3 protein-coding genes are annotated in these 14915 nt (G+C 59.2%); all 3 read right to left on the bottom strand.

Going from position 1 to position 14915, the window contains the following annotated elements; all coding sequences use genetic code 11:
- Positions 1–82: 82 nt before the first annotated feature.
- The 3 genes from AFK67_RS21030 to AFK67_RS21020 are packed head-to-tail and all read right to left on the bottom strand — an operon-like array spanning position 83 to position 14635.
- A complete protein-coding gene (locus AFK67_RS21030) occupies positions 83–622 on the bottom strand; it encodes a hypothetical protein (RefSeq protein WP_032967668.1) in 540 nt (179 codons plus the stop codon).
- Positions 622–12957, bottom strand: a complete 12336-nt coding sequence (locus AFK67_RS21025; protein ID WP_050569295.1) for a hemagglutinin repeat-containing protein — start codon at positions 12955–12957, stop codon at positions 622–624. Before AFK67_RS21025 ends, AFK67_RS21030 begins: the two co-directional genes overlap by 1 nt.
- 13 nt (positions 12958–12970) lie before the next feature.
- Positions 12971–14635 (bottom strand): ShlB/FhaC/HecB family hemolysin secretion/activation protein, encoded by a 1665-nt coding sequence (locus AFK67_RS21020; protein ID WP_007733240.1) that lies wholly within the window; start codon positions 14633–14635, stop codon positions 12971–12973.
- Positions 14636–14915: the final 280 nt, after the last annotated feature.

Raw genomic sequence — 14915 nt, 5'->3', positions numbered from 1 at the left:
CCTCAGGCAAGCGATATCGCACTCTCTATTTTATCTTGTAATGTTACACAAGCTTTTTTAATAAAAAGAACAATACCCCCTGTCATTCTATTCTCCACGCATCACTTATTATTCTCTCATACAAAAGAGCACAGGATTTTTTAATGTCATCATCGACTGAAGTAATCTTTAATGCAAGGATATCGTCTATTTTAGCTTTATCATCGTTAGTAATAGAAAGTATGCCACTTGTATCAAAAATATAATCGCACCCTGAATAATCGGCTATCACAATTACCATTGACAGCGCGATTAAAAAAATGACGCTGTCAGAGTTAAAATTAATTTCAGTAACCGAAAACTCATTCAATTGCTCTTCACTATGATATTGCCAGTATTCATCCGGACCGTATAAAAAGCATCCACCACAAAATGCAATATTGTTTTCAATGAACCTATACACCTGAGCTGCATCTGGCTCTATTTTTTTTATAGCTGTTCCTTCCGAATCAAATATTTCGAAATTCAAATATGCACCATCACATCCTAACAAGGAATTAAACACCCTGTTTGTATCCACAGTGAAGGTGGAAACGTCAATGCTTAATGCTTTTTTAGAAAAAACACTTAAGGATACACTCATTACCACCCCTTAGGCTTCTGATTCTTAACAGCACCAGCTTCAATGGTTACGAACCCATCGTTTGTTCTTACCACTACGCGATCGATGACGCCTTGCTGCAATGCTTTCCCGCTCAAAGGACCATTATTAGCAAATTTTATTAATTGTTCACTGGACATGTTTTTCGCGTCAACAAACATAGTTGAATTAGAAATCCCAAATTCTTTACCCGTTTTATTCGCTTTACTAACGTCCTGTAATATTGACAAAGGGTTTCTTGAAGACAATTCTTTCAAACTAACAGAAATTTTCTCTCCAGACGAGGTTTTGTACCACCCATCAATCACGGGGTAATCAGGTGACGTTACTGGTTTTCCATTTAGTTTTTCACCGACGTTAAGTTTAGGTACCCCTTCAAATGCCCCACCGAGCTCATTCACTATACTTTGCGCCTGCTTAAGCTCGTGCGGTTTTAAGTCATTTGCGATAACGGTTCCTGCGTTACCCTTAGCGATTGCAGATTTGCCAGCAGCCAGGTTAGCCGCGGCATTTAAAGCCCAGGTGATACGTTCAGCATCAGTCGGTACCTTACCGCTGATAGGGTTTGCGCCGCCGAATGCACTGTAAGACTGGCACAATGCGGAAGCAACGCCTGGCATTCCGCAACCACCTTCAAAGTAGGCTGCGCCTAACGCTTTGATATAATCTTCTGTCTTTTCGTTCTTATATTTCTCTGTAATTGCTTGTACTTCGTTTGCGGGCTCAAGCTTCCACTCCTTTCCGTCTACGGCAGACACATCGGTCACTGTGCAGTATCCGTTGCTGGAACCAACACAGGAGACTACATCACCAGGGCTGTGCTTAATGCTGTCCACTCCGCCCAGCTGGAAATCCGGTCCAAGCTCACTGTATTCGGTCTTATCAATGCTTTGCCCTTTTTCGTTCAGCTTATCGATATCCTGCTTAAGCGCTTTGCATGATTCATTATCAGCATTCTCGCCCTGGCAGGATGAGCTGTATTCTTTTTTCTTATTACTCAGCGACAGTTTTTCCAGGGTATTAAGATGGTTGTTCTCAACGGCATTCTTCCCGGCTTGCGCGCCAGTAAATGCGCTGTCGCTGCTATCGCCAACAACCCCACCTGCAAGGCCTGCCGCCAGAGTTGAGAGCGCACTGAGCGTTTGCTTTTCTTCTTCGGACAATTGCGAGGCCGTTTTACCTGGGTAAAGCTCTGTCATTAACGCTTTGGCTGCAAGCTCCCCGGATGCCGCACCTGCGGCGCCTGCAAGACCATTTCTGCCAGAAAGCTCTGCGACGATGCCACCGACTATCGCGTGAGCAATCGCATTGGCAGCAATGTTGTCTTCACCAATCTGCTTTTTAACCTGCTCTGCCAGATAGGGTGCGGCACCACCAGCGAGTGCAGCCTGAACGTTACCCCCCGCCAGGCCCTGCACTGCCGCCGTCACTGCCTGAACGGCTCGCTGATATTTGCCGCCAGTGCCATAGTCACTGTTTTTTTGCGCATTATTGAAAAAGTTTTGCCAGACCTGCTGGTTTATCTCCTTGTCGCTGTACTGCTTTTTCGGGTTCTGTGCTTTCAGTTCTTCCAGCGCTTTATTTTTCTGAGCCTGAGTAGCGCTCGCCATCTGGCTATTCGCTTTCTGTGCAGCCTCTATAGCACCCTGCGTTTTGACAATATCCGAGGCCTGTAAACCGATATCGCTAATCAGTTGTGCTGCCTGCAGGCGATTCTGTTCTTTCTCTTTATTGAATATTGGGCTAATGCTGTCATTGGCATGAGCCGTATCACGGCTTAAATCAGCCAGGTTCTGCTGCTGATTTGCCTTATCACGAATCGTAATCGTGCCTTCTGAGACTGCGGCTTGTGTCGTGCCCTCGGCATGACCACTGCTACCAAGTCCGGCCAGTGCAGTATTCGCTACGTTGCTAATGATATTGCCTGCAATACCGCCACCCGAACTGAAGCCCGCGCCCTGATGCTCAACCTTATAATCCGCTTTATTACGGATATCGGTGAAGCCCAGCGTGCCGGTCTCCAGGCGGTTTTTATCGGCGGTGGCGGTTGAGCCAATCACTGCGCCGTTAAGCTGCGTGTGGTTGCCAACGGTGATATCGAAACCACCTTTGCCTGCATAGATACCCGCCTGTTCGATGACCGAGTCGTAATTACTCTTTATGGCGTCGCGGCTGTAGCTGACGTTCGCCGAACCGCCCGGCGCGCCAATGGTTACGCTGCCACCCGCGCTGACGCTCTGCTGCTTACTCTTATAGTTGTCACTGTCCTGCAGGCTGGTGATGTTAAGATCGCGGCCAATGTCGGCTTTCACCGTCTGGCCGTTCACCTGCGCACCGGAAAGCGTGGCATCGCGTCCGGTAGTGAGGTTGACCTGCCGCCCCGCATCAAGTGTGGTCTCATTCCAGGTGGTGCCATTGCCCTTTTCACTGCCTTTCGCGGCGTTCATGCTGGCGGAAATGTTAATCCCCGTACCGCCAGAGCCCGCCGTCAGCCCAACGCCAATGGATCCGCCTTTACTGGAATTGCTGCCTTCCAGCTTCTGGACGTTGGCAGAGGAGACCAGGTTGATATCGCGCGCCGCATTCAGCGTAATGTCGTTGCCCGCTTTCAGCTCACTGCCGCCGATGCGGATGTCGCCACGGTTGGCTGTCTGGCCTTTTCCTGTGGCGGTGATGCTGAGATCTTTCCCGGCGTTGAGCGTGCTGCCAGTCGTTGTGTCCTGTTCAAATTGGGATTTGGATTTTGATGACTGCGCGCCAAGCGAAGCCATCACGCCAATAGATGCATTGTTAGAAGGATCTGTCCCCTTCGCTGCATCAAGTCGTCCCGCCTGAGCTGCCTGCGCGCCAGAAAGCACAGCTTTTGTCGCCTGCAACCCGGCAAGGCGGCTGTCGCTCTGCTCTTTCGCGGCCATCGCCGTGGTAACGGCGCTGTTAACGGCATCGCCCACCGCGCCCGAGAGCGCCACGGTAAGCCCGCTGGATTTCTGCTCGAAAGTCTCGGTGCGGGTGCGTTTGTCGTGTCCCGGCTCGATAATGACGCTGTCGCCGGTAAGCGTGAGGTTTTTCCCGGCCACCAGATCGGCGCCGCTGACGCGCGCCTGTTCACCTGCGGTGATGCTGACGTTGCCGCCGGTCGAGCCGATGGTGCTGACGCTCTGACTCTGGGTCGTGCCCTTCTCTTTCAGCTCATGACGCGTTTTGCTGCTGCCGATGGTAAAGCCGATCCCGCCGGATCCCATCAGGCCGCTCTTTTTCTTCTCTTTGAGCTGCCAGTTCGCATCGGTATTGGTCGCCGCCACGATATCCACGTTTTTACCGGCGCTCAGCGCGACGTTACCGTCGCCCGCCACCGCAGAGCCTTTGACGAGCAGGTCTTCACCCGCCTTCAGCGTGACGTTATCGCCGCTCAGCAGCGTGCCCGCTTCGCGCGTGGCGCTCTGCTCAGACACCGTGTGCGTGGTGGTTTTCTTCAGGAAGCCTTTTTTGGTTTTGGTTTCTTCTTTGTAGTGGTAATCGCTCTCGGTGGCGGTCGCGAGGTTGATATCGCGCCCCGCCGTCACGCCGATATCGCCCTTCGCCGTAGCCTGCGCCGCTTCGGCGTTCATATCACGCCCGGCGACAATGAACGTATTCCCGCCACTCGCCAGTTCCGTGCCCTGCTGGCGCACGGACTCGTTGATGGTGGTTTTCTTCTTCGAGCGATAGCTATTGCCTGCGGTGGTAGCCTCGGCCTCCAGGTTGACATCGCGGCCAGCCTGAATACCGAGATTATCTTCCGCCGCCAGAGCCGCCGCACGGGCGTTGATGTCCCGACCCGCGCTCAGCGTCAGGTTGTCACCCGCGGAAACGGTCGTGCGATCAAGCCCGGTGCTGTGCGTTTCGCTCTTGCCGCTACGGCTGTTGTTGCTGGTGTGCAGCGCGTCGAGATTAAGATCGCCGCCTGCGGCGAGTGCCGCGCTGCCGCCTGCTTTGATATCACTTGCCGCCACGCTGAGGTTATCACCGGCTTTGATGCCGAGATTGCCGCCTGCGCTGATGGTGCTGCCCTGGTAGGTCATCGAAGAACGGCTGGTATTGGTGTTATTCCGCAAGCCCGACTGCCCGTAAGCATCGTTTACCTGGTTGGCATTCACCGCGATATCGCCCCAGGCGTTCATCAGCAGATCGCCGCCAGAGGTCAGGTTCGCGCCGATGAGCGTGATGTTTTTACCGGCCTGCAAGGCCAGGCTGTCCTGCGCGCTGATGGTGGCCGTGCTGCCGAGCGTGGTGTCTTTCAGCATGACGCTGCCGTACTTACCGCGCGCGTCAATGCTGGTCTGTTCGGCAAGCGTGATGTTATTAATGCTGCCGTCGGCGCTCTCCAGCGCCACGGTTTGCCCGCGAATGGCCGAGCTGATGTTATTGATATCGCCAATGGCGCTGAGGTTCAGGTTGCCGCCCGCTTTCATCAGGCCGTCATTGAGGTTGCTGATGCTGTTCTGGCTGTCGAGTTTGAGATCCTGTTTGGCCAGTAGCGTGCTGCCGCTGTTAGTGATGTCGCCGCCTTTCAGGCTGACGTTGTTGCCGGCGATCACGCTGCCGTTGTTAACCGTCACGTCTTTCGGCGAGAGATAGAGTTTCGGGATCATCACCGTCTCGCCATTCACCGTGGCGGTTTCCCACCAGAGAATGCTTTTATCAAGCGAGGCGATTTGATCGCGCGTCAGCGCCACGCCAAACTGCAGGCCGAGCGACTTTTGCTGCGCCGCCGCGCTGTCCATCAGGTACTGCATCTGCTGGAGATCGGAGCCGACGCCGTTGAGATAGCGGTTACCGGTCTGGTTCAGCAGCGTATTGCTGACGTAACGGGTGTCGAACGCGGCGTCGCCGAGGAAGCGGTAGTCATAGTCCGGGTTGAGGTTGAGCCGCCCGAGCATATAAGACGAGCCGAGGAACTGTTTTTCATTGGTGAAGCTCGCGCGCGTTTCACGCGGCGCAGCGCCAGGCTGAACGCCCAGCAGTTTATTGAGATCGCCGAACAGCGCCGGATCGAGCTCGCCCAGGCCGTCCAGTTTCGGGTTGACGTTGATCAGGTACGGGCTTTTCGGGTTATCGGAGACCACGAAAAAGCCGTTATTGCCCGAAGGCAGCGGATACGCGCTGGTATCAACGGGTTTGCTCTGGTAGCTCGCCAGCGCGCCCCCTGCGATGTTGCCTGTGCTCGCCGCCGTGACGCCCGCATTCGCCAGGCCGCCCACGCTGCCGAGGTTCGCCTTGCCCGCTTTGCTGGTGGAAATATTCGCAAGCGAAGTGCCGCCCGCAGTGTTTTCCAGCGCCCCGCCGCCGTTAATCTGTTGCAGCGCGCCCTGGAGCTGATCTTTCCACTCCGGCGAGTTGACGGCGACGGCCGCACCGCCTGCCAGCGCCTGTTTTTGCACGCTACCGCCAATACTTTGATGGCTCAGAATATTCAGGGACGGCGCGGTAATGGTGTTGCTGGTTCTCCCTGCGTTCGCAGTGGTGCTGGTGTTACTGATATTATCGGCAAAATTCGCGGTGATGTTACCACCGGCCTGAATAACGGCGCGGTAGAGTTCACCGTTTACAGTTTCTGTCACATAGTTTTCAAATTTATAAGCGATATCCCTGAGATAACGAGTGCCGTTCATCGTATAACCAGTGGCATCAACATTCCGCGATCCAGGTTTTGGACCCGAATAGTTATATACAGCATATTTAATATGGCTACCGGATTGATAACTCTGGTTATTTAAACTTTGGCCTTCCAGATTAATGTTATTATTTGCAATTATGTTACTGGCCTGGTTATTAAGCGAGCCTGCACTAACAACGAGATTCCGACCTGATGAAATAAGAGCACTACTACCTTCGGATGATATTTCTTGTTGCGTTTGTTCTAATATAAACTTCCGCGTTTCATACTCTTTAAGAGGATGATAATAAATAATGTTGTATGCATACCGGAAACAAGGCACACCACTGCAGCTACCTGAAGTTTCGTTAGAAAGCCCAATATATGAATCCTGAACCAGGGTATCTATTCCCAGGTCAGCGACAGGAATATTTACATTCGGTTGTCCCATCCATGCATAAGTAGTGCCTGCACTCTGGGTCTGCATGGTTGATTTAAGCCCCGCACGCTCATTGCGCAAATTTACGGTCTTAATCGTAATATCGCCATTCTGCGTCTCGATATTACCGGAGGTATTCACCACTTCCGCATTCGCATTGCCCGACGCGTCTTTCTGCATCCACAGGCTGTTGCCCGCGAGAATATCGCCGCGCTGGTTAGTGATGCTATTGGCATAAAGCGCGAGATTATTTGCCGCGTAGAGCAGCGCGGTATTGATGATGCTGCCCGGCGCGGTGAGCGTCAGGCTGCCGCGGGTGCCGGTAAAGCCGTCTACGGTGATGTTTCCGCGGCTCACGATATTCACATCGCCGCCGCCCTGTAACGTGCCTGCGCCGTTCAGCGCCACGCTGCTGCCGCTGAGCGTGCTCGCGCCGCTGCCGGTCGTGATCTGTCCGTTGTTGGCAAGCGCGCCGCCCGCGCTGACGTTCACCGCCTGGCCCTGCAGCACGCCGCGGTTGTCGATAGCGCCATTGCTGGTGACGGTAAGGGTTTTCCCTGCCGCCAGCGCGTTGGTATTGGTAAACGCGTTGGTGAGCTTAAGGGTCAGGTTGCCGAGCGCCACCAGCTGGCCCGCCGCGTTCAGCCCCGAGCTGCCAATCAACAGATCGCCGCCAGAGAAGAGCTTGCCTGTCGCCTGCTGGTTCACCTGATTTGCATTGACCGTCAGCTGGTTATTCCCGAGCAGCGTGCCGTTGTTATTGAGTGTGCCGTAGTTGACCGTCAGCGCCCCGCCCTGCGTGGTGCCCTGGTTGGTCAGCGTGGTGCCGGTGAGCGTACCCTGATCCGCAAGCCAGGTGCCGCTGTTGGTGGCATTCGCGGCATTCAGGATGAGCGTCGCTGCCTGCAACCAGCCCGCGCCGGTGAACTGCGGCGTGGTGAGCGTCAGCTGGCCGCCGGAAAGCAGTTTGCCGTCGTTACGCGCGGAGGTGGTGGCGTCCACGCGAGTGTTGCCGCCGCCCTGTATCAGGCCGTTGTTTACCAGCACCGGCGTGGTCACGGCGAGAGCCTGGCGGCTGATAACCTGCCCGCCCGCGTTATTGGTGAACGCGCCGCGCGCAATGAGCGTCGCGCCGTTATCGCCCTGCAACCGGCCGCTGTTGATGAGCCCGCCGGTGGTGATGCCAAGCGTGCCGCCCTGCACCGCCCCCTGGTTGTTTACCGCGCCTGCGTTCAGCGTCAGCGCGCCGCCGGTTAACATTTTGCCGTTGCTGGTCTGGGTGACGTCATTACCGATGGTCGCCGTCAGGCCGTTGACGCCGGTGATAGCGCCTTCATTGCGCAGGCTGTCGCCGGTGAGCGTCAGGTTTTTCGCCGTCCATTCGCCCTGGTTGGTCATGGCGAGGGCGTCCAGCGCCGCCGCGCCGAGCGCCGTGATTTTACTGCCCGACAGGCTGTTAAGATCGCCGGAAAGCGTGATGTTCAGACCGTCGGCGCTCTGGATAGCGCCGCTGAGATCGAGGCGCTGCGCGTTCAGCAGAATCTGTTGCCCCTGCCAGCGTCCGGCGTTGGTCACCGCGCCGGAATCGATACGCAGCGTACCGCCGGTGAGCAGCGCACCGTTCGCGCCGTTGATAAGCTCACGCGCCGGTGCGGCCAGCAGCATCCGTGCCATCCGCGGCTGTGGCCGGGCGGTGAGCGTCAGCCCCTGCGCGCCGGTCATGCTGCCCTGGTTGTTGATCTGGTTCTGGTACGCGGTCAGGGTGTCGCCCTGCAGCGCGCCACGGTTGGTCAGCCGCTGCCCGTCGAGCGTCAGCGCCCCCTGGCTCAGCAGGTCGCCATTGTTGGCAAGCTCGCCCGCCGTGACGGTCGCCGCGCCCTGGCTTAACAGCGAGCCGTTGTTGGTCAGCGTACCTTGCGTCTGCGCGCCCAGCCCGCCGAGGCTGATTAACGTGCCGCCGTGGGTCCAGGTGTCGGCATCCACCGTGACCTGCTGGCCCTGCAGCGTGCCCCCGGTGGTGAGCGTACCGGCATCGAGCGTCAGCGCCCCGCCGCTAAGCGTGCGGGCGTTCGCGCCGGTGGTGATGGTGTCGCCCGTGGCGTTCAGCGCCGTGGTGCCCTGCCACAGCCCGTTGTTGGTGAGCGTATCGGCCCGCAGCGTGAGGTTATCCGCCACCAGACGGCCGCTACCGGTGAGGCTGCCCGCCGTGAGCGTCGCGTCGCCACGGCTGACTATCTGCCCGTCGCTGGTGAGCGCGCCCTGCAGCGTGCCGGTGACGCCGTGAATGCCGTTGATGACGCCGCGGTTATCGAGGCTGTTGCCGGTAAGCGTGAGCGTATCGCCCTGCATCTGCCCGGCGTTGGTGAGGTCAGCGCCGCGAAGCGTGAGCGCGCCGCCTGAAAGCCAGGTGCCGCTGGCGTCGTTCGTGAGCGTCTGCGCCGTGGCACCGGCGCTGTGCGTGCCCTGAATCAGCCCGCCGTTGCGGATGGACGCCGCGCCAAGCGTGACGTCTTCGCCCGCCAGCGAGCCGCTGTTGGTGAGCGTGCCCGCCGTCATCTGCGCGCGCCCGTCGGCAATCAGCCGTCCGCTGTTGTCCAGCGCGCCGTTGAGGGTGAGATCCAGCGCCCCGGCCTGCATATCGCCGCCGTTCGTCAGGCTGCCCGCCCGGAGCGTCAGCCCGTCGTTCACCGACAGCAGGCCCTGGTTCTCTAACTGACTGAGATCGAGCGTCAGGCCCGCGCCGGTGGCAATCTGACCGCCGGCACCGTTATAAAGGTTGCGCGTGGTGAAGGTGAGGCTGTCGTTGCCCGCCAGCGTGCCGCGGTTGGTGACGTCCGGCGCCTGAATATCGAGCGCGCGGGCCGCCAGCGCGCCGTCGTTAATAAGCGTCGCGGCGCTTACGCGGGCCTGGTTCTGGCTCAGCAGTTTGCCCTGATTATCCAGCTGCTGGCCGAGGGTCGCGGTGAGGCTGTCGGTCGCCTGCAGCGTGCCGCCGTTACGCAGGATATCGCCGGTCACCGTGACGGCGCGCGCCTGCATCTGGCCCTGGTTGGCGAGCGTCGTGCCGTTGAGCGCAAGCGTATTGCCGCCGGTAAGCTGGCCGTCTGCGGCGTTAGTGAGCGATGCGCCGTCCCAGCTCAGGGCGTCGCTGCCCTGGAGAAGACCGCTGTTTTGCAGGTCGCCGTGTAGCGCCAGCACTTTCGCCATCAGCGCGCCGCCGTTGTCAGCATGCCCCGCGTTCACCGTCATCGCCTGCTGGCTTAACACGTTGCCCTGGTTGGTCAGCGTACCGGCGATGTTTGCCGTCACCCCGTTTTGCCCGAGCGCGTTACCGTCGTTGCGCCAGTCGCGCGCGGTGAGTGCGAGCGTGTCGCCCTGCAACAGCCCGGCGTTGTTGAGCGTGTCGCTCACGAGCGTCAGCGCGCCGCCCGTGAGCACCACCCCGCCCTGCTGGTTATCCAGCGCTTTACCGTGCGCACGGAGTTCACGGGTGCCCTGCAACGTGCCGCGGTTGGTGAGCGTATCGCTGCCCAGTTCAAGCGTGGCGGCCGCCAGCGTGCCGCTGTTGGTAAACGCGGGAGTTGTGAGGCGCAGCGCATCTGTTGCAATCATCCTGCCGCTGTTGTCAGCGCTCTTCGCGAGCGCGAGCAGCAGCGCGGTGGCGCTGAGCTCACCGCGGTTGGTCAGCGTCTCGCCCTGTAAATCAAGCGTGCCGCCCGTGCGCAGCGCGCCCTGGTTCTCCGTGTCACCGGCCGTGACGTTCAGCGCGTTATCTCCCTGCGCCAGCCCCAGGTTGTGCAGGCGATCGGCGGTGAGGGTCAGGTGGCGGGCCGCCAGCGTACCGTCGTTGTTGAGCGTGGCGGCACTGAGCGTCATGGCGTTGTCCGCCAGCAGACGGCCACGGTTATCGAGCGTGGCGAGATCGCCCCGAACATTTACCCCGTTGATTTCACCGCCATTGGCCAGATCCTGCCCGTGCAGCGTCAGATCGCCGTTGGTAGAGATAAGCCCCTGGTTACTGAGCGTGGGGAGCGTCAGGCGCAGGCCGTCTGCGCCGTACAGCGTGCCGCCGGAAAGGTTATCAAGCTGCCCGGCCGCCACCTCCAGCGCGTGCTGGCTCTGTAACAGCCCGCCGTTGGTGATGTGCCCGCCGCGAAGCGTCAGGTCGCCATCGGTGGTGATAAGCCCCTGGTTGGTAAGCGCAGGCAGATCGAGGCTCAGGCTGGCCGCACTGTAAAGCGTGCCGCCGTTGAGGTTGTCGAGACGATCGGCGAAGAGACTGAGCGCGCGATCGCCCTGCAGCAGCCCGCTGTTGGTTATCTGTTTGCCGCGCAGCGTCAGCGCGTCGCCCAGTAGCGTGCCGCTGTTGGCAAGGCGTTCTTCGGCCGTCACGCGGGTGGTGGCGGCGTCCGATTTGCCGCTGTGGCTCAGGCGCTGCGCCGTCACGTCCAGCGCGCCTTTCGCCGCCTGGGTGCCGTTCAGCGTGGCGTCGCGGGCGGTGACAGAGAGATCGCGCCCGCTTTGCAGCTGCGCGCCCTGCTGCGTGGTGACGGCGTCACCGGTCAGCGTCAGGTTGCCTGCGGCCATCGTCTGGCCATTCAGATCGGCGTCCTGCGTGGCATCCAGCCGGATGTCGCCCTGACTGGTAGTAAGCGCTCCCTTACCGGATGTGGTGCGCTGCGTGCGGGCCTGAATGCCCTTCGTGCCGGAAAGCGTGCCGTTTTGGGTGAGCGTACCGGCGTTTACCGTCAACGTGCCGTCAGTGAGGATGTTTCCGCTGGCGCGGTTATTCAGGTTGTCGCGGGCCGTGAGTGCGGCATCGCCACGGGCGCTGAGGGTGCCCTGTTGATCGAGCGTCGCGGCGTTCAGCGTAAGATCCGCGCCGCTTTGCAGCGTGCCGCTGTTGGTCACGGCGTCGCTTTCGACGTTCACGCCGTTGCCCTGCAGCGTACCGCTGTTGGTAAGGCGCGTCGCGCGGGTTTCCAGACGGTCCTTTGCCGCAATCTGCCCGCTGTTGGTGAGGCGCTCGCCGCTGAGTTGCGCACTGCCGCCTGTGCTTATCTGCGCCTGGTTTTCGAGCGCACCGCCGTTGAGCGTGACGTCGTTTCTGGCATCAACGCGGGTGGCGTTATCCAGCGTGACGGTTTTGCCCTTCAGCGTCTGGCTCTGGCCGCTGGTGAGCGTGCTGGCGGCTGAGGAGAGCGTGCCATCGGCGGCAAGGGTTATTGCGCCGTCGCTCGCAAGCGACGCATCACGGAGCGCCACATCGCCGCGGCTGCTGACCGCGAGCGCGCCGCCGGTTTTATGCTCGCCGCTGAGCGTGACGTTGTCGCCTTTCGCCGTCAGCGTACCGCTCGCAAGGCTGTTTTTAACGGCCAGCCTGCCGCTGGCGTCGAGCGTGATGTCGCCCTGGCGGGCGTTCAGATTCCCCAGGTTGACCCCGACGCCTTTGTCACCGGAGACGAGCCGGATACGGTTAGCGTACATGCCGCCGAGCGCGCCGGTATCGACCGCCACCACGGGAGTTGCGCCTTCACCGGCGATCGCCGTGCGGCTGCCGCTGGCGCCCACGCGGTTCGCACCCACCGTGACGTTCAGATCGCGCGCGTGGATAGCCGCGTTCACTTCTGTCGCGCGGGAGATTATCGACAGTGCGTCGCTCTGGCTGGCGTCAAGCCCTTTACCTTCAACGGTAATGGTGCCGCGGGTGACATCGAGGTTGGCAAGATTGCCTGCCGCGTCGAACGTCGGTTTGCCGGTGGTGAGCGTCACGTTCGGCGTATTGATAAAACCGCAGCCGTTGCAGGTGATGCCATACGGGTTCGCCACCATCACGTTGGCGGCTTTGCCCGCCACTTCGGTATAACCGTTGAGCTGGGAGCGGCTGCCGCCCGTCACCTCGTTGATAATGCCGCGCGCTTCCTGGCCCGCTCTGAGGTTCGGGTTGTTCTGGATAATCCCGCCGAGCTGCGTCTGATTCATCTGACCCGTGGCGTTATTGAGGATCACGCCCTCTTTGCCGACGTTATAGTCCTTAAACTGGTTATGGGAGATCCCCGCCGCGTTGGGTCTGGCGATATTAACCACCGGCACGCCGTTCGCCGCTTTGTCCATCCCTGTGGGGCCTGTCGGCGTCATGGCCGCCGCAAACGCAGGCGCCACCGGCTGCCAGACCAGCAGGGAGATGATGAGGTAGCTCAACAGACGAGCGGAAAAACGCACGGGCGGTTGACGGGTATCCATGACCTGAAGCCTCTTAAAGCGTGAATGCGATGCGATAGTTAACGGTGAAATGGTCCGGCCCCAGCCAGTCCGGGTACTGTAACGGCGTGCCGACGGTCAGCTGGCTTGAAAACCAGCGCCCCGCGCTGCCAAGCCCGGCGGCGGCGCCCCACAGCGTGCCGCTGGCATAACGGTCGAGCTTGTCCTTCGCGAGCCAGCCGCCATCGAGCGCGGCGGTGGCGCTGACCTGGCCCAGCACCGGCAGCGTTACGAGCGTGTAGTTGAGCTCATTACGCCAGTAGCCGCCGTTGTCGCCGGAGAGGTATTGTTCTTTAAAGCCGCGCACGGAACTTTCGCCGCCGAGCGTCAGGCGTTCAGCACCGTAGAGACGATCGGGCGACCACTGACCATAGGCGCTCGACAGCCACCAGAGATCCTGACCGAACGGACGCTGCCAGCTGAGGCTAAGACTCCATTTACGAAACTGCGCTTTGGGGTCGTCGCCGGTTTTGCCTTCATCCGTTTCGCTGTCAAACCACGGCATGCCGCGGCTGAATGCCGGGTTGAAGGTCGCGACGCCGCCGCCGGTTTTCTGGGTATGATTGACGCCGAGCGTCAGACTGGAGAGTTTGCGGCTACTGCTGACGAGCGGCGCATCATTAAGCCAGTTGCGGCTTTCACGCCGGGTCACGCCCGCTGTGAGCGCGGTTTTGATATCTCCGTTGCGGAACACGACGCGGGACAGATTGAGGCGGTGCGTTTCGCTGTCGCCGGTCGAGATCCAGGTGAAGCCCTGATTGATAATCGTTGAGCGGTAGTCGCTCCAGCTGTAGCTGTAATCGAGAAGGCTGTACCCCCAGGGAATGCTGACGCCCGCCTGCAGGCTACGGGCATCGTAGGCGGTGGCGAAATCGCTGCTGCGCCCGCCGCTGACAAACCACTGATCGGCAAGGCCAAGCACATTACTGGCCGTGACAGAGCCGTTGAGTTGTCCGGTGCCGGTGCTCTTCTGGCCGCTGTTATCGAAACTGACGGTGGCGCGCAGCGGGAATTCGGGCGTCGCGGTCAGGTTGACGACTGACCAGCCGGGCGTGCTGTCCGGCAGAATATCTATCTGTACCGGCGTGGCGCGCAGGCGGTTGATTTGCTCCATGCCCTGCTCAATATCGCGCAGGTTGAGAATTTTGCCTTCCAGCCCCGGAAACGCCATCTTCAGCTGGCGCGGGGTTTCGCCTTCCAGACGGATCTGGCGCAGCCGCCCTTCCAGCACCACGATCCGCAGCTCGCCCCGGGAAAGATCCTGCTCGGTCAGAAAAGCGCGGCTGGTGATATAACCGCGGCTGAGATACCAGTCCGATACGCTGTTAACGAGCTGCGTGATGCGCGGCATATCGAGACACCGATCCTGCCACGTGCGGGATAACCTGGCCTGCTCGCGCGCATCCAGAAGCGTCGCGCCGGAATAATGAATGGTGTGAATGGTAAAACAGGGGCCGGATGAGGGCGCGGGCACCACCGGCGCGTCGGCGCGGGGCAGCGGCGTGCTGCGCTGCAGTTCATCGCGCTGCTGCTGGCCCTGTAATAACAGCTGCTCCTGCTGCTGGCGGACAGCATCACGATCGGCAGGCGAAAGGGGTGCCGCAAAAGCAGAAGGGAAAATCAGCGTCAGCAGTAGTCCATAATATACGCGAGCAGTCATCCGGTTGACCTGTAAAATTAAGGAGATAGCGCAATAAACAGCGTTATTCCGCAGATGGTTTTAAGGTTTTTCCTATAGTAATAGTTAATTACATTTCTTCACAAAGATATATTTTTGCGTCGGCGTGCGGGAGTTTTATTAAGGGAAAGAGAATCTCAATCCCCTGTGCAAATTGCGAATACGGACCGGGATAAAATAGGGCAAGTTAGGGTTAATAAACCGATTAATAGCGAAATGGACATTTAATGCGCTTTCCAGCGCTGAAGGGAATGCCGTTTTT

It is taken from the genome of Cronobacter dublinensis subsp. dublinensis LMG 23823 (genome assembly GCF_001277235.1).
GTDB lineage: Bacteria > Pseudomonadota > Gammaproteobacteria > Enterobacterales > Enterobacteriaceae > Cronobacter > Cronobacter dublinensis.
This window is presented reverse-complemented; position numbering and strand designations above follow the sequence as displayed.

Bases quoted from the DNA above. Each gene is read 5' to 3' on its own strand.
- AFK67_RS21020 (WP_007733240.1), bottom strand. From the start codon at position 14,635: ATGACTGCTCGCGTATATTATGGACTACTGCTGACGCTGATTTTCCCT.
- AFK67_RS21025 (WP_050569295.1), bottom strand. From the start codon at position 12,957: ATGGATACCCGTCAACCGCCCGTGCGTTTTTCCGCTCGTCTGTTGAGC.
- AFK67_RS21030 (WP_032967668.1), bottom strand. From the start codon at position 622: ATGAGTGTATCCTTAAGTGTTTTTTCTAAAAAAGCATTAAGCATTGAC.